At 33.6% G+C, this 22,558-nt stretch carries 18 protein-coding genes; 8 read left to right on the top strand and 10 right to left on the bottom strand.

All coding sequences use genetic code 11. From position 1 onward, the window contains the following. Nucleotides 1-73 precede the first annotated feature (73 nt). The 5 genes from MXE27_RS10565 to MXE27_RS10545 all read right to left on the bottom strand — a co-directional run bounded on the left by MXE27_RS10565 (nucleotide 74) and on the right by MXE27_RS10545 (nucleotide 6,556). Nucleotides 74-679 carry an acetate uptake transporter gene (locus tag MXE27_RS10565; protein WP_248612405.1) on the bottom strand — a complete coding sequence of 202 codons (606 nt, stop codon included), beginning with the start codon at nucleotides 677-679 and terminating at the stop codon, nucleotides 74-76. Nucleotides 680-761: 82 nt separating this feature from the next. Further along, complete coding sequence (gene acs / locus MXE27_RS10560) at nucleotides 762-2,666, bottom strand: acetate--CoA ligase (protein WP_248612404.1); 1,905 nt, start codon at nucleotides 2,664-2,666, stop codon at nucleotides 762-764. A gap of 228 nt (nucleotides 2,667-2,894) precedes the next feature. Continuing rightward, nucleotides 2,895-4,547 carry a thermosome subunit alpha gene (thsA, locus tag MXE27_RS10555; protein WP_248612403.1) on the bottom strand — a complete coding sequence of 551 codons (1,653 nt, stop codon included), beginning with the start codon at nucleotides 4,545-4,547 and terminating at the stop codon, nucleotides 2,895-2,897. A 252-nt stretch (nucleotides 4,548-4,799) separates the two neighbouring features. Further along, nucleotides 4,800-5,240 carry a hypothetical protein gene (locus MXE27_RS10550; RefSeq protein WP_248612402.1) on the bottom strand — a complete coding sequence of 147 codons (441 nt, stop codon included), beginning with the start codon at nucleotides 5,238-5,240 and terminating at the stop codon, nucleotides 4,800-4,802. A gap of 92 nt (nucleotides 5,241-5,332) precedes the next feature. Further along, a complete protein-coding gene (locus MXE27_RS10545; protein WP_248612401.1) occupies nucleotides 5,333-6,556 on the bottom strand; it encodes an FprA family A-type flavoprotein in 1,224 nt (407 codons plus the stop codon). Nucleotides 6,557-6,768: 212 nt separating this feature from the next. On the opposite strand from MXE27_RS10545, the gene MXE27_RS10540 reads away from it, so the two are divergent. From MXE27_RS10540 to MXE27_RS10530, 3 genes are all read left to right on the top strand, one after another. Further along, complete coding sequence (locus MXE27_RS10540) at nucleotides 6,769-7,563, top strand: alpha/beta fold hydrolase (protein WP_248612400.1); 795 nt, start codon at nucleotides 6,769-6,771, stop codon at nucleotides 7,561-7,563. A 403-nt stretch (nucleotides 7,564-7,966) separates the two neighbouring features. Beyond that, nucleotides 7,967-10,141 (top strand): catalase/peroxidase HPI, encoded by a 2,175-nt coding sequence (katG, locus tag MXE27_RS10535; protein WP_248612399.1) that lies wholly within the window; start codon nucleotides 7,967-7,969, stop codon nucleotides 10,139-10,141. A gap of 319 nt (nucleotides 10,142-10,460) precedes the next feature. Next, a complete protein-coding gene (locus MXE27_RS10530) occupies nucleotides 10,461-11,282 on the top strand; it encodes a pyrroline-5-carboxylate reductase family protein (protein ID WP_248612398.1) in 822 nt (273 codons plus the stop codon). 16 nt (nucleotides 11,283-11,298) lie between these two features. Here the strand turns inward: MXE27_RS10530 and MXE27_RS10525 are convergent, their stop codons facing one another. The 3 genes from MXE27_RS10525 to MXE27_RS10515 all read right to left on the bottom strand — a co-directional run bounded on the left by MXE27_RS10525 (nucleotide 11,299) and on the right by MXE27_RS10515 (nucleotide 13,873). Next, nucleotides 11,299-11,826: a putative ATP-dependent zinc protease gene (locus tag MXE27_RS10525; protein WP_248612397.1), complete on the bottom strand. Its 528-nt coding sequence runs from the start codon at nucleotides 11,824-11,826 to the stop codon at nucleotides 11,299-11,301. 82 nt (nucleotides 11,827-11,908) lie between these two features. Next, the gene (locus tag MXE27_RS10520; RefSeq protein WP_248612396.1) at nucleotides 11,909-13,288 is read right to left on the bottom strand and encodes a cyclic 2,3-diphosphoglycerate synthase; all 1,380 of its coding nucleotides are present in this window, start codon (nucleotides 13,286-13,288) and stop codon (nucleotides 11,909-11,911) included. A gap of 276 nt (nucleotides 13,289-13,564) precedes the next feature. Then, complete coding sequence (locus MXE27_RS10515; protein WP_248612429.1) at nucleotides 13,565-13,873, bottom strand: UPF0058 family protein; 309 nt, start codon at nucleotides 13,871-13,873, stop codon at nucleotides 13,565-13,567. A gap of 608 nt (nucleotides 13,874-14,481) precedes the next feature. On the opposite strand from MXE27_RS10515, the gene hisD reads away from it, so the two are divergent. The 5 genes from hisD (at nucleotide 14,482) to hemL (ending at nucleotide 20,802) form a co-directional block, all read left to right on the top strand. Then, nucleotides 14,482-15,756, top strand: coding sequence for a histidinol dehydrogenase (gene hisD / locus MXE27_RS10510; RefSeq protein WP_248612395.1), 1,275 nt, complete (start codon nucleotides 14,482-14,484; stop codon nucleotides 15,754-15,756). Nucleotides 15,757-15,854: 98 nt separating this feature from the next. Then, a complete protein-coding gene (aspS, locus tag MXE27_RS10505) occupies nucleotides 15,855-17,174 on the top strand; it encodes an aspartate--tRNA(Asn) ligase (protein WP_248612394.1) in 1,320 nt (439 codons plus the stop codon). A gap of 91 nt (nucleotides 17,175-17,265) precedes the next feature. Then, a complete protein-coding gene (locus tag MXE27_RS10500) occupies nucleotides 17,266-18,585 on the top strand; it encodes a BaiN/RdsA family NAD(P)/FAD-dependent oxidoreductase (RefSeq protein WP_248612393.1) in 1,320 nt (439 codons plus the stop codon). A gap of 224 nt (nucleotides 18,586-18,809) precedes the next feature. Continuing rightward, on the top strand, nucleotides 18,810-19,451 hold the full coding sequence (locus MXE27_RS10495; protein ID WP_248612392.1) for a cobalt-precorrin-8 methylmutase: 642 nt from the start codon (nucleotides 18,810-18,812) through the stop codon (nucleotides 19,449-19,451). An 88-nt stretch (nucleotides 19,452-19,539) separates the two neighbouring features. Continuing rightward, nucleotides 19,540-20,802: a glutamate-1-semialdehyde 2,1-aminomutase gene (hemL, locus tag MXE27_RS10490; protein WP_248612391.1), complete on the top strand. Its 1,263-nt coding sequence runs from the start codon at nucleotides 19,540-19,542 to the stop codon at nucleotides 20,800-20,802. Nucleotides 20,803-20,862: 60 nt separating this feature from the next. Here hemL and MXE27_RS10485 read toward each other — a convergent pair whose 3' ends face one another. Then, nucleotides 20,863-21,462 (bottom strand): hypothetical protein, encoded by a 600-nt coding sequence (locus MXE27_RS10485; protein ID WP_248612390.1) that lies wholly within the window; start codon nucleotides 21,460-21,462, stop codon nucleotides 20,863-20,865. 203 nt (nucleotides 21,463-21,665) lie between these two features. Next, entirely contained in the window at nucleotides 21,666-22,373 is a 708-nt protein-coding gene (locus MXE27_RS10480) for a DUF4012 domain-containing protein (RefSeq protein ID WP_248612389.1), read from the bottom strand. Nucleotides 22,374-22,558 lie beyond the last annotated feature (185 nt).

Below are 22,558 nucleotides of genomic sequence, written 5' to 3'. Positions count from 1 at the left end.
TAAAATAAATTAACCAGGATGTTTTCTGGGACCGTTTTGACATGGAGGCGTCAAATTTATTTTTAATTGTATGTTAAATTGGTAAAATATCTTTTTTATAGGTTTCATTGATCACTTCAGCTAATCCTACATACATCGCAGCAGCTCCTGTAAAAATACCTTCATATCCTGCGATTATAGTTATGGCTTTAATTCCAGTTATATCTCCCAGAGCTAATAGGAAGAACAGAATAGCTAAAGAGATAAATATTACTTGTAAACCTCTATTTAACTTCAGGGTTGCAATGAACATTACTAATGTGAAAACACCCCACATAAATAGATAAGCTGCCATAGATGTTGCATCAGCTGCCTGCAATGCGGATGTTCCTCCTGTATTGAAAAATGTCACCTGTGGTAAAACCAGCAGTAAAACTAGAGACCACCAGAATAATCCGTAGGAACCAAAGGCGACTGTTGCAAATGTATTTCCTTTTTTATATTCCATTGCACAAGCCATAATCTGGGCTATTCCACCGTAAGCAAATCCCATGGCCAGTATCATACTGTTTATAGGGAAGAATCCGGCATTATGTATGTTAAGAAGCACTGTTGTAATTCCGAACCCTAAAAGACCGAGTGGAGCAGGGTTTGCGGTCATGTCCTTTAGGGATATGGCTTTTTCATTTTCGGTAGGCATTTAATCACCTGATTTATCAATTATCATTCTAAATCTTTAATTTTCTATCTTTATCTTTTTAAATTTTCTTAATTTCAATCAATTACTCTTCTAAAGTTGATGTATCACCAAGATCGTCTCCTTCTTCCTGAGCCCGGAGTATTCGGCGCATAATTTTCCCACTTCTAGTTTTTGGTAATTTTTCCACCTGTTCAATCTCTCCTAAAACTGCAACCGGACCCAACTCATAGCGTACATGTTTTTTAAGATCTTCTATTAAGGCAGTATTCATTTTATAGCCTTCTTTAAGAATTAAAAATGCTTTTATCACCTGACCTTTTATTGGGTCGGATTTACCAATTACTGCTGCTTCTGCAACTGCAGAATGGGCTACAAATGCTGATTCAACTTCAGAAGTACCTACTCTATGTCCGGCAATTTTTAATACATCATCAGAACGCCCTTGTATCCAGAGATATCCATCTTCGTCTTTTCGAGCTACGTCTCCTGCTCGATAAACACCACCAGGTAAACTTTTCCAGTAAACATCAAGGAATCTTTCTTCATCTTCGTATAATGTTCTAAACATTGCAGGCCATGGTTTTTTTATTATCAAATATCCTCCTTTTCCTAGAGGAACTTGGTTTCCATTTTCGTCAATGATCTCAGCATCAATACCGGGCAGAGGTCGAGTTGCAGATCCGGGTTTTAAGGGAGCCACAGGCAGTGGTGCAATCATATGCATTCCTGTTTCTGTCTGCCACCATGTGTCCATTATCGGAGTTTTTTCTTTTCCCACGTTTTTATAGTACCACATCCATGCTTCAGGGTTAATTGGTTCTCCAACACTCCCCAGAATCTTCAATGAGGATAAATTATAAATATTGGGGTATTTGTTTCCAAATCTCATTAAATGCCGTATTGCAGTCGGTGCGGTGTAAAATTTGGTTACACCATATTTTTCAACAATTCTCCACCATATTCCCGGATCGGGATAGTCCGGTGCTCCTTCATATACTAATGTTGTTGTACCTAATAATAATGGTCCATAGATAACGTAGCTGTGTCCTGTTATCCAACCAATATCTCCAGTGCACCACCATAAATCTCCGTTATGCACATCAAATACATTTCTTAATGTAGTAGCCACACCCACCATGTATCCGCCTGTTGTGTGAAGAACTCCTTTAGGTTTACCAGTACTTCCAGAAGTATAAAGGATGAATAATGGGTCTTCGGCATCCATTTTTTCGGGAGCACATTCGTCAGATTCGCCTTCTATTAATCTTTCGTAAAATATTTCTCTTCCACTTAAATCAGAAATTTCGATTGCTTGACCAGTATGATTTACCACTACAATTGTTTCTATAGTGGGACATTGCAGTATTGCTTCATCAGCAATTTTTTTAAGGTCAATGATTTTTCCCCTTCTATATGTTCCATCGGCTGTAATTAAAACTTTGGCACGTGCGTCATTCATTCTTTCTACAAAAGCACCAACACTAAGGCCTGAATAAACCACACTGTGAATGGCGCCTATTTTTGTACATGCCAGAAGGGAAATTAAAAGTTCAGGGCACATGGGCAAATATGTTGAAACAGTGTCTCCTTTTTTTATACCTAAATTTTTCAAAGCATTTGCCATTTTATTTACTTCTCTATAAAGTTCATAATAGGTTAGTTTCTTTTCTTCTCCCCTTTCATTTACGTATAAAATTGCCACCTGGTTTCTTTTGTCCGTTGAGATCCATCGATCCACTGCATTATAGGCTAAATTTATTTTTCCATTCACAAACCATTTGTAGAATGGTTTGTTACTTTCATCCAGGACTTTATCCCATTTTTCAAACCATTCAAATTGTTCTGCTTTTTCGGACCAGTATTTTTCCAGGTCTTTTCCTTTTTCCAGCTCCGCCTCCCAGTTTTTAACATGTGCGTCTTCTACTAACTGGTAGTTAGGTTTGAAAACTCTTTTTTCATCCATGAGGACAGAGGTATCTCTTAGCATTTTTTATACCGCCCTAATTTTTTTAGTGATATTAACTAAGTTAAAATTACTATATATATTTTGCTATAATTAATCATGATAAATATAATTAATCATTATAAATCCTAAGTTTATTTAAATTTATAATATTTGAAAAAAGCGAAAATAGTTTTTGATTATTAATTAGTTAAAAAAAAATTAGTCAAATTAAAAAAGAGAATTATAAAGAACTTTAAATGATTAAGTTCTCTACATCATTGGGGGCATTCCACCAGGCATTCCACCAGGCATACCGCCAGGCATTCCACCCATATCGTCACTGCCTGTTGCTTCTAAAGCACCACTGGCAGCAATCATATCATCTATTCTCAGAATCATTTCTGCAGCTTCAGCAGCCGACTGGATAGCTTGTTTTTTAACTCTTTCAGGTTCAACAACACCAGAGTCTCTCATATCCAGTACTTCACCTTTAAATACATCTAATCCCATGTAAGGTGATGTTTCGTGAGCAGCTCTTAGGTCGACAATAGCATCGATGCTGTCTAATCCTGCATTTTCAGCAAGAGTTTTAGGGACAATTTCTAATGCTTCTGAAAAAGCAGCAACAGCTAATTGTTCTCTTCCGCTGATAGAGTCAGCATAATCTCTGAGTCCTTTAGCAATTTCTATTTCTGGGGCTCCTCCACCAATAACTACTTTTTTATCTTCCAAAGTAGCAGCTACTACACCTATTGCATCTTCTAATGCCCTTTCTACTTCTTCAGCAACATGTCGGGTACTACCTCGTAGAATTATGGAAACGGCTTTCGGATCTTTACATTCTTCAACAAAGGTCAGTACTTCGTCAAATATTTTTTTTTCATATATGGATCCTGCTTCTCCCAGGTCTTCAGTAGTTAAATCATCAATATTGGTGACAAGTTGGGCTCCAGTAGCTTTTCCAAGTCGGGTCATGTCGGATTTTTTAGCCCTTTTAATTGCAAAGATTCCAGCACGGGATAGGTAGTGCAATGCTAAATCATCAATACCTTTTTGACAAATCAAAACATTTGCGCCAGATGCAACGATTTTATCAACCATGTCTTTGATCATCTGTTCTTCATTGTCTAAGAAAGCCTGCATTTGAGCAGGATCAGTCAATTTGATTTTAGCATCAGTTTCTAGATCTTTAACTTCAATTGGGTATTTTAAAAGAGCGATTTTAGCGTTTTCTATCTTTTTAGGCATAGAATTGTCTGCTCTGGATTTGTCAACAACAACACCATTAACTATTTTAGATTCATTTACAGTTGCGCCCTGGATTCTTTGGATGTTGATATTATCTTTTTCAACTACTCCATCTTCTTCAACCTGCATAACAGATTCAACAATGAGTTCTGCTAAAGATTCTTTGGCCTTTTCTGATCCTTTACCAGTCATAGCAGTCATGGCAACTTTTAAAAGAGTCTCTTTATCAGAAGCGTCAATGGTAATTCCCTCTAAAATTTCCTGAGCTTTTAATGCTGCTTGTCTGTAACCCATCGCAATGATGGTTGGGTGCACATCTAATTCTAATAAATCTTCAGCTTTTTTGAGTAGTTCTCCTGCAATAATGACTGCAGTGGTAGTTCCGTCCCCCACTTCATCTTCCTGGGTTTTGGCTACTTCTACTAACATCTTTGCAGCAGGGTGAGCAATATCCATTTCTCTTAGGATGGTAACTCCGTCATTGGTTACAACTATATCTCCTAAAGAATCGACTAACATTTTGTCCATTCCTTTAGGACCTAATGTCGTCCTGATTGTCTCTGCTAAGATTTTTCCAGCTAATATGTTTAATCTTTGAGCATCTCGACCCATAAATCGGTCGGTTCCTTCTGGTAATATTAAAATTTGTTGGCCTTGTCCGCCTAATTGTGCCATATAATCACCTCATATACCTAATATTTATCTATGTATTTTATCGATGGGTTAGAGGTTCTATAAATAGTTTATTATAACTTTTTTTAATTAATCTGGATGTTAAATTTTCATATTGTCAAAAAGATTTTATTATAATTAATTTATAGTTGCAAACTAATTACCCCGAAACCATTTTAAATTGTTTAGAGAATTATTAAAGAGCATTATAGGTAATGACCTGGTTTTTAAATAAAATTAAATAATAATAAATAGTTAGTTTGAAAGCTTTTTAGATCTAGTACTGTCTTGTGGAAATACTTTAGGCACAAAAGTCTGACAGAAATCAGGGGTTACTCTCTGCATTTCTAGTTCCATTTTTTCAACAATTTCTTCTTCCAGTTCCGGGCTCTTTGTTGTGGATATAGAAAATGAATCATCACCAATCTTTAATTCAATTAGTTCATTACCCATAGAAATTTCAAATTCTACCTCTTGATTATTCTGCATGGAATTAATCACATCGTCAAAGATTTCATCAGATAATTTCAGTAATTTCCGACCTTCAGGATGATAAGTATTATTTGGCGTGGTTATTTGCTTAATACGAACTGGTGCGCATCCTTCAGTTTTAATTGTTTTTCTGATCGGCCAGAAAAGCCCTAAAACTAATTTCTTTTTACTTTTTAAATCATTATCAATTTGTATTGATTTCATAAAATCCCTCCTTTTCAACCCCACTTGAAATCAAAAATTCAAAAAAATGATTTTTTAAGAGATTAATCTCTCTTAAAATTTTTTTATAGTTTTTAGATATCTTTTATTTTTTGAGCAATTGTTTTACCAACCTCATAGCATTTATCTAAATCATCATTTCCTGGAACAAAATTGCTATCAATGGTTTCTAATACTTCAAAACCACATTTGCTTAGTTCTTCAGATAATTTTCGGGTAGCACCCCCACCCCAACCTTTTGAACCAAATGCAACAGATAATCGTTTAAATCCAGTTCTATCAAAACTTAACCCGCTCAAGTAATACATAATATCTCCTAAACTTGGGAAAGGTCCGTTAAATATCGTAGGACTTCCAAATAGCACGGCTTTACTATCTAGAATATCCTTAACAATTTCACTACGTTCGTCCTGGTGTAAAAAGTACATTACCACTTCCACATCTTCAGACATGACTCCTTCAGCTATGGCATGGGACATTTTTTGGGTAGATGAATGCATGGTGTCATATATAATTGTGACTTTATCCTTACATTTTCCAGTAGCCCAATCAGTATAAGCACCGATAATTTTCATAGGATCCGTCCATATCTGCCCATGAGATGGTGCTATGATTTTTATTTTATCTAAAAGATCGAGCTCTTTGACTTCTGCAAACTTACGAAGTACTAATGGAGATAATGGTGTAACTAAATTAGCAAAAAACTTTTGAGCAGCTTCCATTAAAATATTTTCAGGAATTTCATTGTCAAATCGTTCACTTAAACACAAATGCTGTCCGAAAGCGTCATTGGAAAACAGGATTCCGTCTTCTACAAGCAAGGTGAACATGCTATCTGGCCAGTGAATCATAGGCGCTTCCAGAAAAACCATTTGTTTACTGCCTAAATCGATATAATCTCCAGTTTTCACGGTTTTCATTGAGATCTCTTTTAAGAAATTGTAATGTTCTTTTAGACCACTTGCTGCTTTATCAGTACAGTATATGGCGGCGTCAGGGAATTTTTTATGAATATCAAAGAGAGTTCCGCTGTGGTCTTTTTCAATGTGATTTTGTATGATCACATCGATTTTAACATCCTTACCTTCTTTTTCAAAAGCATTTTCAATTCTTCCCCACATTTGTGGGAAAGTTCCAGGGTAACCATTATCAATTAAAGCCACCTTTTCTTCACCAAAAACGAGATAAGTATTATATGTAGTTCCAGTTAAAGTGTAGCCGTGATAACTCCTAATATCCCAGTCTAATACACCTACCCAGTAAACTCCATTTGAAATCTTTTTTGCATCTGCTTTCATTTTCACACCTGTTAGTTGGAATGGATTCTATTTGTTTTAATTATATATGTCTACTCCAATTTATTATATTATTCGAAACTATTCTGTAGTAAGATTCTTTATTAATATCATTAATTAATCAGATTATAATCAGTATTTAGAAGCAAACTTTAGATAGAATTATATCACAACTCATAAATTTACAAATAACTGAAACTTTAGGTGCATGAAATATGGACTTATTTATCAAAGAAACAGGAGATCGAAATAAGCAATCTATTGTATTTTTACATGGTGGTGCACTAGCGGGATGGATGTGGAATGAACAACTGAAGTATTTTAAGGATTACCACTGCATAGTACCTGATCTTCAGGAACATGGGAAAAGTAAGGATGTCGGACAGTTCACAATAGACAATGCCGCGGCTAAAGTTTTAAATCTAATTGAAAAGAAGTCTAATAACAAAAAAGCCCACTTAGTGGGAATATCCTTGGGTGCACAGGTTGCACTACAAATGTTGAGTAAATCCCCGGAACTTGTGGATCATGTAGTACTCAGTGGAACATTAATTCGACAAATTCCTCAAAATGAGTTTATTTTGAATTTAATAAATCATATTACTAAAATTTACATGCCGATTAAAGACACTGATTTTTTAATAAAAGCCAATATCAGGAGTTATAATATTCCAAAAACGTATTTTGAATATTTGAAAGAATCAACTGAAGTGATTAAAAAAGATTCTTTAAGTAGAATAATCCATGAAAATATGTTTTTCAAGATTCCAGATGGCTTAAAAAAATCAAATAATCCAGTTCTTGTTTTGGCCGGTGCAAAAGAATATGAGATTATCAAAAAATCTGTTTGGGATTTAACAAAAGTTCTAAGTAAGTCAAAAGGATATATAGCTCCAGAAATGGTACATACATGGAACCTGGCAGCACCTGATTTTTTCAATGAAGTTGTGAAGGCGTGGATAACTGATGATGTCTTATCAGATAGTCTTATTCCAATTGATGAATATTAAACTAAAACTCATTTTTTTTGAATTTTTTATTTTTTAAGGATATTAAAAAATATTTTGCAATTTGAGAATTAAATTTTAGTTTTAAGTTTATTAAGGCTTAGTGGATTAGGGATATAATATTCTATTAATAATTTAAGGGCCACAGTATCTATTAGTGCAATACATTCAATTGTTTCCATAGCAGAATAATTAAATCATAGAGTCACAAGGTATTAACATTAGAATGACTAATAACTAATTTTTAATAAAAGTTTTTATATAAATAATCTTGTTATAGAATTTTTAAAAATAAATTCAAAATCGTGTCTTTTAGGGGTTTTATTTGTATTGATTATGCTCTAAAAAACAGATATAACATGTAAAAATAGAATATAGGGGTTATTAATAAAAAGAGTGTGAAAACATGGATGAAAAAAGTAAAAAAAATGCTAGCAGGAGCATGACGAATAGAGATTGGTGGCCAAACCAATTAAATCTTGATATCCTGCGTCAGCATTCCTCAAAATCTGATCCAGTGGACGAGAATTTCAAATATGCTGAAGAATTCAAGAGCCTGGATTTAGATGCTTTAAAAAAAGACCTCAATGAACTTATGACGAAGTCTCAGGATTGGTGGCCTGCTGATTTTGGTCATTATGGGCCTTTATTCATTCGCATGGCATGGCACAGTGCGGGAACATATAGGACTGGTGACGGCCGAGGGGGAGGAGGACATGGCAGCCAACGATTTGCACCTTTAAATAGCTGGCCTGACAATGCCAATCTCGACAAGGCACGTCGATTGCTCTGGCCTATAAAACAGAAGTATGGTCAAAAAATTTCCTGGGCTGACCTGATGATTATCGCAGGTAATGTTGCCTTAGAATCCATGGGTTTTCAGACTTTTGGTTTTGGTGGAGGGCGTGAAGATATTTGGGAACCCGAAAAAGATATATATTGGGGTTCTGAAAGAGAGTGGCTTTCAGATGAGCGTCACAGTGAGGATAGGGAACTTGAAAATCCCCTTGCTGCTCTTGAGATGGGTTTGATTTATGTCAATCCGGAAGGGCCTAATGGTAAGCCAGATCCCATTGCTGCTGCTAGGGATATTCGAGAGAGTTTTGCTCGTATGGCTATGAACGATGAAGAGACAGTAGCTCTCATAGCGGGAGGTCATGCTTTTGGTAAAACTCACGGCGCTGGTGATCCTGCATTGGTTGGCCCTGAGCCAGAAACTGCTCCAATTGAGCAGCAGGGTTTGGGTTGGAAGTGCAGCTTAGGTACTGGAAAAGGTAACGATACGATTACCGGAGGCCCTGAAGTGATATGGACTAATACTCCTACGAAGTGGGACAACAACTTTCTGCGAATATTATTCGAATTTGAATGGGAACTGACTAAGAGTCCTGCAGGTGCATACCAATGGAAACCAAAAGATGATGCAGGAGCTGGTACTGTACCCGACCCACATGATTCCTCAAAACGCCGCACACCAGGTATGTTAACCACGGACCTTTCTTTAAGATTCGATCCTATCTACGAAAAGATTTCAAGACATTTTTATGAAAACCCAGACCAGCTTGAAGATGCATTTGCTCGGGCTTGGTTTAAGTTAACCCATCGTGATATGGGTCCTCGAACGCGATATCTCGGTACGGAGGTACCTGAAGAGGATCTTATCTGGCAGGACCCTATTCCTGAGGTTAATCACCAACTCATAGATGAAGAAGACATTGCTGTCCTTAAGAGCAGAATATTAAATTCGGGGGTTTCAGTTTCAGAGATGGTTTCGACTGCTTGGGCATCAGCATCCACTTTCCGAGGTTCAGACAACCGAGGTGGTGCCAATGGTGCTCGCATAAGGCTGGCCCCGCAGAAAGATTGGGAAGTAAACCAGCCAGAACAGCTAACTAAAGTACTTGATATGCTTGAAGAGATCCATGACGAATTTAATAATGCCCAATCAGGCGATAAGAAGGTATCTATGGCGGATATGATCGTTTTGGCTGGTTGTGCTGGTGTTGAGCAAGCTGCGAAAAATGCAGGATATGATTTAAAGGTGCCTTTCATCCCGGGACGTATGGATGCTCTAGAAGAGCAAACTGATGTAAAATCTTTCGCAGTACTCGAACCAGTAGCTGATGGGTTCCGTAACTATCAAAAGATTCAAATTGAAGTTAAGCCTGAAGAGCTGCTAGTGGATAAAGCTCAATTGTTAACATTGACTGTTCCAGAGATGACAGTTCTCATTGGAGGTTTGCGTGTTCTAGGGGTTAACTTTGGAGGATCTCAAAATGGTGTCTTCACTAAAAGGATTGAGAGCCTTACTAATGATTTCTTTGTGAATTTGCTTGATATGAAAACGGAATGGAAGGTGTCTTCAGAAGATGATAATATGTTTGAGGGGTATGACAGAGCAACGGGTGAATTCAAGTGGACTGGTACGAGAGTTGATCTCATATTTGGTTCAAACTCTGAACTCAGGGCATTAGCTGAATTTTATGCCTGTGATGATTCTCAAAATAAGTTCATGCACGATTTTATAAAGGCATGGGACAAGGTCATGAACCTTGACCGGTTTGATCTGACCTTATCCTAAACGATATTTAAATCATATCGTTTGCTCTACATGTTATATTGGGATAAATCAATTATACTTTCTTTTTTTTTAAATATATTATATTTATCAGTCCTGTTTGAATTATTATAATAAAATAATTATGGGTTTTAATTGTTAAGATTACCAAAACTCAAGTATTTTTTAATACTTTGAAATTGAAATAATGATTATTGATTTTAATACAATCTTTAAGATACAAAAAAATAAGTCCTCAATACTTATGGAAGATAGCAAACCAATGTAATTTTGAATTACTGTCATAAATTAAAAAGAGAAAAAAAAGGTAGGGTGCTGTATAATGGTACGAAATAAATTGAAAATAGGTTTTATTGGATATGGCAGTATGGGTAGTATGATAATCAATGGCTTATTAAAATCCAATGCATTGTGTCCCGATCGTATAATAATATCAACCCGTACTCGGGAAAAATTAATCGATTTAAAAAGAGAGTATCCTGAAATTGAAATAGCGGATAATAATAGATCGTTAGCAGAAAAAATAGATAAAATTTTTTTATTTGTAACAACTGGTGAAGTGATAAATGTAATTGAAGAAATTAAAGAATCACTATCTAAAGATGTTCATATTATACATATTTCTGCTGGTATGGATATGAGTACATTTTCTACTGTATTCCATGGTAAAGTTACTCAGATTATCCCCAGCTTAACTTCTGCAGCATTTGAAGGAGTTTCATTATTATTACATAATCAAGAAGTTTCAGAATCTGAAAAAAAATATTTAGAAGAATTATTTGAGAACATAAGCATTGTAAAGACAGTTCAAGAAAGTGATTTAAGAATTGGAACAGATCTCACTAGCTGTGCTCCTGCATTCTGGGCATTTTTGGCCATGAAATTCGCGGACATAGGGGCGGAGAAAAGCGGAATTCCTAAAAAAGATGCCCGTGATATGGTTATCCAAACTTTATATGGCACAGCTAAACTCATGGCCAATGAAGATTGGGATCCGGATGAAATAATTTCTAGAGTAGCAACTCCTGGCGGAATAACTGAAGAAGGGTTGAAGATATTGGATGAAGATATTGGCCCTGTTTTTAACAGATTATTCCATGCAACATCATCTAAAATTAATACAGTACGAAATGGATTAAAATAATAAATAACATATGTAATTAATGAACTATTTCGTATTCAAATTCCCAGAATGGTTTTCCTTCGGATTTTATTTTTTCAAGGTGCTCTATTTCATGGGATACTCCGTAAGCACTGGGACCTGTAAATTTTAAGGGATTATTGATTTTTTTTAATCTAATTTTAAGGTCGAGGGGATTAAGAGTTGCTTCTAATATGAAGTCCCCCTTTACTAATACTTCATATGGTCTTTTCACTAGCTCTCTTTCATTTTTGGTACTACATTTTTCTAAGCGGTAAACAACACCTTCTTCTTTAATCACCTGTGGATTTAAAAATAAGTAAACTTTCTCTAAAGTATAACCCTCTTTAGTATTTTCATTATATTGAGTAATCTTTTCTTTAATAGCCATGGTTTTGCGGGAATTTTTACTTAAACTCCAGTCGCCGCCGAATCTAATTGAGAAAATTAAAGGTAAAAAGGCATCATCAGGGATCTGAAGATTTTTTATGACCTCTTTTTCTTTTAAACTAAATTTCAATAATTTTTTTAGCTCTTCATATTCCAAAATATCACCAAAAACATCATGCTAAAATTAATTCTTTTAAATCTGGTTAATTATAAAAAAAATAAATAAAAGAGGGGATTAATTATTTTGCATTAAAATCAGCAATAGATTTCTCCACAACATCAATTATAGCCTCAGATAGTTTACCGTATTTCTCATCAATTACCAGAGGTATGTTATCGCAGTAAACAACTTCCATGCCTGCTTTTAATGCATCTTTTGTTGCCACATCTACTGCAGCAGCTTTAAGCTCTGTGAGCATTACATCGGATTTATCCATGTATTTTTCAATATCTTTCTGCAATAAAGGTCGGTTAGATAAGTGGGGAGTAGTTCCAACAACTTTACATTTATATTGATCTTCGAGGTGATCTACTAAAACATCTTTAATTGATTCTGGTGCGGTAGTAGCAAATAAGACATTTTTTCCATTAATGTTTTCTAAAGGTTTAGGGCGGAAAACTGTGGGGATAACTTTTGCTTCTGGATTAATTTCATTAACAAACTTTTCAATTTCTTCAACTTTCTCAGCACTGGACATGGGTTCTTCGCACATGGTGAGGATTACTAAATCGGCTAAATTAATACGATAAGGCCCAAAAAAGTTTTTAATGTTGATTATAGGTTGATTTGCACCTATAAGAACTATGTGTTTGTTTGTTTTTATAGGGGGGATGGCTGCCCCGCTTCCTTCCATTATCACAAAGTCGGCGTCAACGTCATTGGCAAGCTTAGCTCCTTTTTTCATGTTGGTGATAAAAACATCTCCTACCATCCCACCTCCACATCTTCTACAACCTATGGTTAGTGTACGGCTCATTAATGCATCTTCCCAGTGATCTGATGCCGCGTGGACTCCTTTATCTGATTGTTCCATCAAAAATTGAGGGGTGATTTCTAACTGATCTCCTCGAACTATTTCTGGTTCTTCAGGTCCTCCTCGACCCATAGCAACTACGCAGGGATTATATTTATTTTCATGAATTAAACGCGCAGCATATGCAGAAACAGCTGTTTTACCTATTCTTTTTCCAGTACCTAAAATTTTTAATGATGGTTTTTTAAGTACATTATATTCTGTCAAAGGTTTGAATTCAAAATCAGGGCCTTCATAAGGAATTCCTAACTTTAAAACTTCAGAAGCTATTTTAAATCTTTTAGAATAATCAAGAACGGGTTCATCACTTAAATCCATAACCACATCTGCTTGGTATTGGTTCACCATTTCCACAATTAATTGGTACGGGATTTCATCGGTGTGCGGTCCAAAATGAACAGGCCTACCCATCATTTCTTCATATTCTTTTTCAGAACCCGATCTGAGTTTTTCTGTTCCTCCAATAAAAACCATGGCTACAACATCTATATGTTCAAGACTATCCAACATTTCAATAGCGGATTTAGTCACTGGCAAGTAATGTTCCCCATCTACTAAACAAACCATTTTTCTCATACTTTTCATAGAAAACACCTTAATGAAAATAAGATTGACTAATTTAATCTGTTAAGGATTAATTAATCATATTAATAAAATAATTATCTTTTTAAAATTATTAAAGTTTTACTATTAATCGCCAAAAAGAATATTTAAAAATAAAGATGATTTAAAAAAATCAGATTAAATAGTGAATTTATTAAAAATAAGGTTATATTGGGTATTTCATTATAAAGATATATACTTAAAATTTAATTATTTTTTTATATGGATGAAATGTTTATTAATTTCAGATAATATCTATTATTTGGCTTCTAGTTGGAGATCAACTTTTATTAATTCTTTTCTAGATCTTTTTGCCAGCTCTGATAACCCATTCACAACATTAGTTGGTAAAGTCCCATTATTTTCCTTGGCAATGATTTCAGAAATTGCACTTGAAAGCACAAAAATTGCATATTTATGCTCGGCTTTAGTTCTATGGATGTGGTGAGGGCTAATATTAAGTGAGATATAATCTTCGCATTCACTTTTTATTTCGTAGCCGTTTTCTAAATATTTTAAAACATATACTAAAAATTGATGGAGTTGTATCATTTCATCCTTATACATGGGTACCAACCTCAAATCTCCTAACTAATAGTCATTATTGCATCTTATATAAATCTGACGCAAAAGCACGAATTCACTAAATAAAAATAACTGTTTAAGTTTCACATCAGCTATATTTTATATCTTAGACTTATATTCAATTATGGATACTTGATAAGATAAGCTTTTCTTTACTAAATATCTCTGAATTCATAATAATGATGTCAGTTAATACTTCACTAAAATAAAGTTAGCTACACTTTATTATAATTTAAATTTTAACATTTAATATTTATTTATACTCTTCAATTATTTAATTACATTAAGAACTCTATTAAATTTAATGATAAGTTATTTGAACAATTAACACATGCTATTTTATAGAGGCACTACTTAATAATTACTTGCAGATGGGTTATTTTAAAGTTAATATACTAGTAATTACACATTTAAATTTCCTTATTGAAAATAATAAATCGTATTGTTTTACTAATTTTATTTAATTAATTTATTAGTGTATAAAATTAATTGAAACAGTATTGATTAGTGTTTGATTTAATAATAAAAAATCTAATTATATATGCTATGATATAATTAATGCATTGAATAATAATTATTACTGTGATATGATGGAAATCGTAGAATATAAAGACCAGGAAATTGTTGAACTGATCAAAAGATCTCAAACTGATGTTGATGATGTTTTAATTACAGTTCAGTCCATTATTAACGATGTTAAATTAAATGGGGATAATGCTTTAAAAGAATACACGGCGAAATTCGATGGCGTTAATCTCGAAAATTTCAAAGTTACTTCTGATGAAATTGAAAAAAGCTATAATAACTTGGAAGCCGGGATAGTTAATTCATTAAAAAAAGCAGCTTCCAACATTGAAAAATTTCATAAATTACAACTCCCTAATGAATGGTTCCAAAATATTGCTCCTGGAATTGATGCAGGTCAAATTATAAGGCCTATAGAGAGTGTGGGTTGTTATATTCCCGGAGGTAGAGCAGTCTATCCTTCTACTATTCTCATGACAGCTATACCTGCAAAAATTGCAGGGGTTGAAAAAATTGTATGCTGTACTCCCCCTCAAAAAGATGCTAAAATTGCCGATGCTATTTTGGTTGCTGCAGATATAGCTGGTGCAGATGAAGTTTATAAAGTGGGTGGTGCACAAGCTATCGCAGCGATGGCATATGGTACCGATAGCATTAAAACTGTAAACAAAATTGTGGGTCCGGGTAATATTTTTGTAACTGCTGCTAAAAAATTGGTTTTTGGAGAAGTGGATATTGATTTTCCGGCAGGCCCATCTGAAGTTTTAATATTAGCAGATGAAACAGCTAATGCAGATTACATTGCTTTTGATATTCTTGCCCAAGCAGAGCATGATCCCAATGCTTCCTGTTTTTTAGTAACAACTTCTGAGTCTTTAGCCCGAGATGTTCAAAGTATTGTCCAAGAAAACATTAAATATATGGAAAGAAGCAATATCATAAAAGAATCTCTTGAAAAATATGGGAAAATTGTTATAACAAAATCTGAGAATGAAGCAATATATTTTGCAAACCAATATGCTGCTGAACACTTGATTATAATGACCAAAAATCCTGAAAATACATTAAAATATATTAAAAATGCAGGTTCCATATTTTTAGGTGAGTTGACTCCTGTCGCTGCTGGAGATTATGGTTCCGGTACAAACCATGTTCTGCCAACTGCAGGATGTGCTAAAATGTATTCTGGGCTTTCTACTGAATCTTTTTTAAAGAAACCAACAGTACAAAAATTATCTGTTGATGGATTAGAATATTTAAAAGATGTGGTTGTTCCTTTAGCAGAATATGAAGGTTTATTTGCTCACTCAGAGTCATTTAAAAAGAGATTAAATAAATAATATTATTAATATTATAATATAAGACCTATTGTTTATTATAATTCGAATGATTATTCGATTAAAATTGATCATTAATATTAAAAATTTGAGGTGATAAAATGATAAGTTCATTAGGTGATTTAAGAAGAACTCATTATTCAAAAGAAGTTAATCCAGATTTAAATGGGGAAGAAGTTCTTATTATGGGATGGACTCATGAAATTAGGGATTTAGGTGGAATAATATTTGTTTTACTACGTGATAGGGATGGTATTGTTCAGGTCACGGCTCCCAGTAAAAAAATTGAAAAAGAACTTTTCGAAGATTTGCGAAAAATTAAAAAAGAATCTATAATTGCAGTTAGAGGAAATGTCCAGGAATCACCTAAAGCACCTAATGGTGTGGAAGTTTTACCCACTTCTTTAATTGTTTTAAATGAATCTAAGCAGCCACTTCCTCTTGATCCTACTGAAAAAGTAAGAGCAGAAATAGATACTCGTTTGGATTCCAGATTTTTAGATTTAAGAAAGCCTGCAGTTAGTTCCATATTCAAAATTAAAAGCAGAATGCTGCATTCTGTAAGAGTATTTCTTGAAGAAAATGGTTATTTGGAAGTAAACACTCCCAAATTAGTGGCATCTGCTACTGAAGGAGGAACTGAACTTTTTCCAATCACTTATTTTGAAAGAGAAGCATTCCTGGGTCAAAGCCCTCAATTATACAAACAGACCATGATGTCCGCAGGTTTTGATAAAGTATATGAAATTGCACCGATTTTCCGTGCAGAGGAACACGATACTTTAAGACATCTTAATGAAGTCATTTCCATTGATATGGAATCTTCGTTCATGAGCCATGAAGATGTTATGGATGTACTCGAAAAAATGGTTGTTCAATCTATCAGTGATGTTAAAAAGCACTGTGCAGCGGATTTAGAAGTATTAGATATAGATCTGGAAATTCCTGAAATCCCATTTAAAAGATTGGACTATGATGATGTAATCGATATGGTTAATGCTCAGGGAGTTCCTTTAGAACATGGTGAAGATCTATCAAGAGCAGCTGAAAAAGCATTAGGTGAAATGATGGAGGGTTATTATTTCATCACAGGATGGCCTACTGAAATTAAGCCTTTCTATGTAATGGCTGATGAAGAGACTCCTGAAAAGAGTTATGCATTTGATTTAATGTACAAAGATCTGGAAATTTCCTCTGGGGCGATGAGAGAACACAGATATGATATTCTGGTGGAAAAAATCAAAAGTAAAGGTTTAAATCCTGAATCATTTGAACGTTATTTAGCAGCATTTGATTATGGAATGCCCCCACATGCAGGATGGGGAGTGGGTGCTGAAAGATTTAACATGACTATCACCGGGTTAAATAACATTAGAGAAACTGTATTATTCCCACGAGATAGAAGAAGGTTGACTCCTTAATTTCTATTCCTATTTTATTTATTTTATTCAACTATCCGGGTTTTAATTTTAAAGTTTTTACTACTTTTTATCAAATGAAGGTTTTTTAAAAATGAGGAAATATCAGGTAGCTGTTGTTGGTGGAGGCCCTGCAGGGATGATGGCTGCAATTAAATCGGCCCAAACTTTGAGGCATCCTTCTAAATCTAACGTAGTTCTAATTGAGAAAAATGACAATCTAGGTAAAAAATTGTTATTAACTGGTGGAGGACGTTGCAATATAACTCATGATTCTCCTATAAATAGCATGGTCAACTTATTTGGAAAAAATAGCGCTTTTTTAAAGCCATCTTTTTTTAATTTTGATCGTGAAAAATTACTGAAATTTTTTAAATTTAAAGGTCTTAATTTCAAAACAGAAAATAATGGAAAAATTTATCCGGTTACTGATGATTCAAAAACAATTTTGGAGATTTTAGATAAGTATCTGAAAGATTTTGGCGTGGATGTAGTATTAAGTAAAAGAGTAATGGATATTGAAAAAAATAAGGATGTTTTCAATATAACAATTGAGGATTGCAACTCTTCGTATCCGACCCATACATCCAATAAAATAAAGTCTAATAAACTTATTTTAGCTACAGGGGGTGTTACATATCCTTTAACGGGTTCTAATGGTGAAGGTTTGAAATTTGCTAAAAAATTAGGACACCATATAACTCCGATAAAACCAGGGCTGGTTCCGTTTAAGATTAGGGAGCAGTGGGTAAAAGATTTGTCTGGATTGAAATTAGAGAATGTTGGGTTAAATATTAATTTTAATTCAGATGATGCTTTTAAAAAGAAAATTTCATCTAGAGGGACAGTTTTATTGACTCATTTTGGATTATCTGGCCCGGGAATTCTTGATTTCAGCCGGAAAATTTCTTTAAATGCTAAAAATTTACAAGATTTATTTCCATGTGAAATGTCTTTAGATTTAATGTTTGATTTAACCCCCGAACAATTAAAAGAACAGCTTAATCACGACTTTAACCAGAAAGGAAAAACTATAATTAAAAATTATTTAAAAATTTTACTACCTAAAAATATGGTTAAACCTTTTTTGAGAGTTGTTGATGTGGATCCTCAAAAAAAATTAAATCAAATTTCTCGAAAAGAGAAAAACAGGATTTTATTTAATTTAAAGAATCTAAAACTTAATATTATAAGTTTACTTCCAATTGAAAAAGCCATGGTTACTTGTGGTGGAGTATCTTATAAAGAAATTAACTCGAAAACTACGGAGTCCCGAATTGTTTCAGGTCTATACTTTGCAGGAGAAATAATTGAATTTTGCGGTCCAACAGGGGGATATAATTTACAAATGGCATTTTCAACAGGATATAATGCAGGAAGTTGTGCTGCTAATTCTTTAAATAAGGAAAATTAACTTAATTAAAATCAGATCAATATTTTTTCTAAACTATTTTAACTTATTAACCCCTATATTTAATTACTAAACTAAGTACTTTATAATTAAATATTGTCATGTGGATTTTATTGATAAAATTAATCAAAAATAGAATACTAAATATTAAAAAAGTTTTTATAAATACTTATTATCCACAATACGCCAATATTTAAATTAATATCTGCTAAAAAAAAGTGATAATTATGTTCATGGGTGCATCCACTAAACAGGGCTATGATATAGCTCACAAAAGTAGAGAAATAGTAAGATCTTTAATTGGGGACAAAATCGATCATTTAACCTCTGATGAAAAAGCCATAGTGGAACGAATTGTTCATTCCACTGCAGACCCAGAATATGCTGAACTTACCATTATGAGTGAAGATTTTGTATCAAAAAGTATAAAATCATTAAAAAAGGGGGAAGATATTTTAACTGACATAAATATGGTCCGGGCTGGTATTAATAATTATTCTGGGGAAGTAAATTGTTTTATAAGTCATCCTGATGTTATAAAAAACTCTAAAGATAAGCAGATCACTAGGGCGGCTGCTGCAATGCAATATGCTGCTGAAAATGAATTTCAAGGCATAGTGGTTATAGGTAATGCTCCAACGGCATTATATGAGGTCATAGATTTATTCAATAAAGATTTAATGAATATCAAATCAGTTATTGGTGTTCCAGTAGGTTTTGTTGGGGCTGCTGATTCTAAAGAAGATTTGAATAATTCGGAAATTCCACATTTAATAACCAAAGGACCTAAAGGGGGAACACCTGTAGCTGTAGCTACAATAAATGCTTTGATAAATTTTATAAATAAAAAATCAAATAAATATGTTTAGATTGAATTCAAAGTTTTATTATACTTTAAATCTGAAATAAATACAATATTTGTATATTAACCATAGAATGAGATAAGGAGTAGCTACAATGAGATCTGAAGATTTATTTAAAGAGTCACAGAATTTTTTACCAGGGGGAGTTGATTCACCTGTGCGAGCTTTTAAACCTTATCCTTTTTTCGCGCAAAAAGGAAAAGGTTCAAAATTAGAGGACGTGGATGGAAATAATTATATTGACTACTGTCTGGGTTATGGACCTTTAATATTAGGTCATGCTCCTAAAAAGGTCATAGCGGATGTTACTAGTCAGATTCATAGTGGGACTACCTATGGTGTCCCTACTGAAAAAGAAATTGAACTTGCTAAACTCGTTGTAAAAAAAGTGCCTTGTGCTGAAATGGTAAGATTTGTAAATTCTGGCACCGAAGCTACCATGGCAGCAATAAGATTGGCCAGGGGTTTCACTGAAAAAAACAAGATCGTGAAATTTGAAGGGTCATACCACGGTGCACATGATTATGTATTGGTAAAATCTGGTTCTGGAGCTGCTTGTTTGCCTGATTCTTTAGGTGTTCCCACAGAAACTACTAAAAATACGCTTTCAACACCTTTTAATGATGAGGAAGCAGTAGTTAATCTTATTGAAAACGAAGGTTCAGATATAGCAGCAATAATCATGGAACCGGTTATGGGTAATGTAGGATGTATTGAACCGGAAGAAAATTATTTGAATTTTTTAAGAAAAATAACTACTGAAAATGATATTTTACTCATCTTTGATGAGGTAATAACTGGTTTTAGACTCGCTGAGGGTGGTGCTCAGGAATATTTTGGTGTAACTCCTGATTTGATAACCATGGGAAAAATTATTGGTGGAGGATTCCCTATGGGGTCTTTTGCAGGCAAAAAAGAAATAATGGAAATGATTGCCCCATCTGGAGGGGTTTATCAGGCCGGTACTTTCAATGGAAACCCGGTATCAGTTACTGCTGGTTTGTCTACTTTAAATCAACTTGATAAAAAATTCTATTCTAAATTAAATCAAAAAGGACAGACTTTAAGAGATGGAATTCAAAATATTCTTGATGATAACCAGTTTAATTTGAATTTAGCTGGGCTTTGTTCAATGTTCCAGATTTATTTCAATGATCAAACTGTTAAAAGTTATAGTGATGCGAAAAAATCTGATGTTGATAAATTTTCAGTATACTTCCATGAATTACTCAAAAGTGGTGTTTTCATAGCACCTTCACAGTTTGAGTGTGGCTTTTTATCTCAAGCACATAGCGGCGAAGATTTAGAAAAAACTATAGAATTAATTGGGGATGCTTTAAAAAAATCAATGGAATAGGTTATAAAATTCATATCTCCTATTCTTTTAATTTTTTAAAAAAGCACTATGATTAAAATATTATTTAAAAAATAAGAAAAAAACACCTATTAATGCTATAATAATTATTAATACCATAATAATTTTAAAGTTTGATCCATTAAGGCTATTTTCAGTGTTGGATTCTCGCACCGAAGTTCTTTTATCATGTATTTGGGATATTAGTTTGTTTTCATCGGCTTTAATGTTAGAACTGGTTTCTTTGTTGTTACTTATTATGGATTCATTGGTCAAAATATTACTAACCATCATTTGGTTATCCGCATCTCTTAAATTTCCTGTTACTTCCTCTGAAGATATTTTTCCATCTTTTATATTTAATAAATCTTCATGTACATGAACTTCTTTGGTTAATTCTTCAAATAATTCTTTTCTTTTTTCAGCTTTATTTTTTGTTGTTTTAGAACTATTTTTTTTCCTTTTTTCTTTGTTAGAGTGTATAGGATCTTTTTTGTAAGAATCATCTTCAGATACTTCTTGATCTGGGATAATATTTAGATCATTTTGAAAAATAAGAGAGCCACCACATTCACATAAATCAAAATCTGAAGCTTTTTCTCCCTTTTGTAACTTGTAGTAACCTTTGCAGCTTTCACAGACCAAATAACCTTCTTCTGACATAACTTATACCACATTGTTTTTTAAGTTACTCTTATTCTCTTTTTTAAGATTATAATAACTTTCTAATGAATATAGGGATAATCATTTTATATATTAAGTAATTATGCTTTTAAAATAATTAAATTTATCGGAGAAAAAATAAAAGTAATATATGGGCTCAATTAATCAATTAAATTGAAAAAAAAATAAAATTAAATGATTAATTAAAATGTTCTTTTGATACCATTGGCTACCATAAATTTAATCATAGCCTCTTTTGGAATGACTACAATGTTCCCTTCTTGATACTGGTTTATACCGACTTGAAGAAGAACTAATAATTTTGTTTTATCTTGAACTGCTTTAGTCATAGCTTGCATTATTGCTTCCACAGCTGGCCCTCTTGATGCTCCAGCATATTGTGATTCTCGCACAAATTCTAGAGAGCTTCCATTGATATTTCCCCGGCCTTCTACATAAATCGGCCCTATAGCTCGAATCATGGCATCTACGGCTTCCGTGTTAACTAAAACAACTACATCAATTTTTTCACCAGTATGGTACTCTACGATTTCTTTAGCTACTTGAACTCCTTCTTCAGTGTTGTTATTCCACAGTGAATCATGCAACAACCATCTATTAAGTCCCATGGCCTGTAAAGCTGCAGGAGGCGATTTAGTGGGGTGGTACATTTTACCGGGATAGACTGAAGTTTCGTTTACTATTTTACCGTCTTTCATATCAATAATGAAAGCCATATCAATAGCACCCATTCCTGGTCTTTTCTCAGTTTCATCAACAGCACAGAGCAGTATTTTTTTATCGCCTTGAGTTACATCAACTGAAGTAGATGAATATAACATATATGCGCTAACAGTTAATCCTATTATTGATACTAATAGTAATAGGATAACAGCGTTCTTCCCTTCCATAATTATAACCTTATTAAACCTTATTTAATCACTTTAAATTTGAATATTAAAAAATGCGAAATTTATATTCTTTTTAAGTTTTATGATATTTAACCTTTAATTTTAATTAAAGAAATTTCATTGTATATATTTTCTATTAATATAATCTCTGTCTCTTATACACATCTCCGAGCCCACGAGACTGG

This window comes from Methanobacterium alcaliphilum, assembly GCF_023227715.1.
In the GTDB taxonomy this organism is placed as follows: domain Archaea; phylum Methanobacteriota; class Methanobacteria; order Methanobacteriales; family Methanobacteriaceae; genus Methanobacterium_E; species Methanobacterium_E alcaliphilum.
Note: the sequence above shows the minus strand (reverse complement) of the source record. Positions and strands in the feature narration are given on the sequence as shown.

What these genes read in the sequence shown, in the direction of transcription:
- thsA (WP_248612403.1), bottom strand. Translation starts at nt 4,547, where the DNA reads ATGGCACAATTAGGCGGACAAGGCCAACAAATTTTAATATTACCAGAA.
- MXE27_RS10540 (WP_248612400.1), top strand. Translation starts at nt 6,769, where the DNA reads ATGGACTTATTTATCAAAGAAACAGGAGATCGAAATAAGCAATCTATT.
- acs (WP_248612404.1), bottom strand. Translation starts at nt 2,666, where the DNA reads ATGCTAAGAGATACCTCTGTCCTCATGGATGAAAAAAGAGTTTTCAAA.
- MXE27_RS10485 (WP_248612390.1), bottom strand. Translation starts at nt 21,462, where the DNA reads ATGTCAGAAGAAGGTTATTTGGTCTGTGAAAGCTGCAAAGGTTACTAC.
- hisD (WP_248612395.1), top strand. Translation starts at nt 14,482, where the DNA reads ATGGAAATCGTAGAATATAAAGACCAGGAAATTGTTGAACTGATCAAA.
- MXE27_RS10530 (WP_248612398.1), top strand. Translation starts at nt 10,461, where the DNA reads ATGGTACGAAATAAATTGAAAATAGGTTTTATTGGATATGGCAGTATG.
- MXE27_RS10495 (WP_248612392.1), top strand. Translation starts at nt 18,810, where the DNA reads ATGTTCATGGGTGCATCCACTAAACAGGGCTATGATATAGCTCACAAA.
- aspS (WP_248612394.1), top strand. Translation starts at nt 15,855, where the DNA reads ATGATAAGTTCATTAGGTGATTTAAGAAGAACTCATTATTCAAAAGAA.
- katG (WP_248612399.1), top strand. Translation starts at nt 7,967, where the DNA reads ATGGATGAAAAAAGTAAAAAAAATGCTAGCAGGAGCATGACGAATAGA.
- MXE27_RS10480 (WP_248612389.1), bottom strand. Translation starts at nt 22,373, where the DNA reads ATGGAAGGGAAGAACGCTGTTATCCTATTACTATTAGTATCAATAATA.
- MXE27_RS10550 (WP_248612402.1), bottom strand. Translation starts at nt 5,240, where the DNA reads ATGAAATCAATACAAATTGATAATGATTTAAAAAGTAAAAAGAAATTA.
- MXE27_RS10520 (WP_248612396.1), bottom strand. Translation starts at nt 13,288, where the DNA reads ATGAAAAGTATGAGAAAAATGGTTTGTTTAGTAGATGGGGAACATTAC.
- MXE27_RS10500 (WP_248612393.1), top strand. Translation starts at nt 17,266, where the DNA reads ATGAGGAAATATCAGGTAGCTGTTGTTGGTGGAGGCCCTGCAGGGATG.
- MXE27_RS10515 (WP_248612429.1), bottom strand. Translation starts at nt 13,873, where the DNA reads ATGTATAAGGATGAAATGATACAACTCCATCAATTTTTAGTATATGTT.
- MXE27_RS10545 (WP_248612401.1), bottom strand. Translation starts at nt 6,556, where the DNA reads ATGAAAGCAGATGCAAAAAAGATTTCAAATGGAGTTTACTGGGTAGGT.
- MXE27_RS10565 (WP_248612405.1), bottom strand. Translation starts at nt 679, where the DNA reads ATGCCTACCGAAAATGAAAAAGCCATATCCCTAAAGGACATGACCGCA.
- hemL (WP_248612391.1), top strand. Translation starts at nt 19,540, where the DNA reads ATGAGATCTGAAGATTTATTTAAAGAGTCACAGAATTTTTTACCAGGG.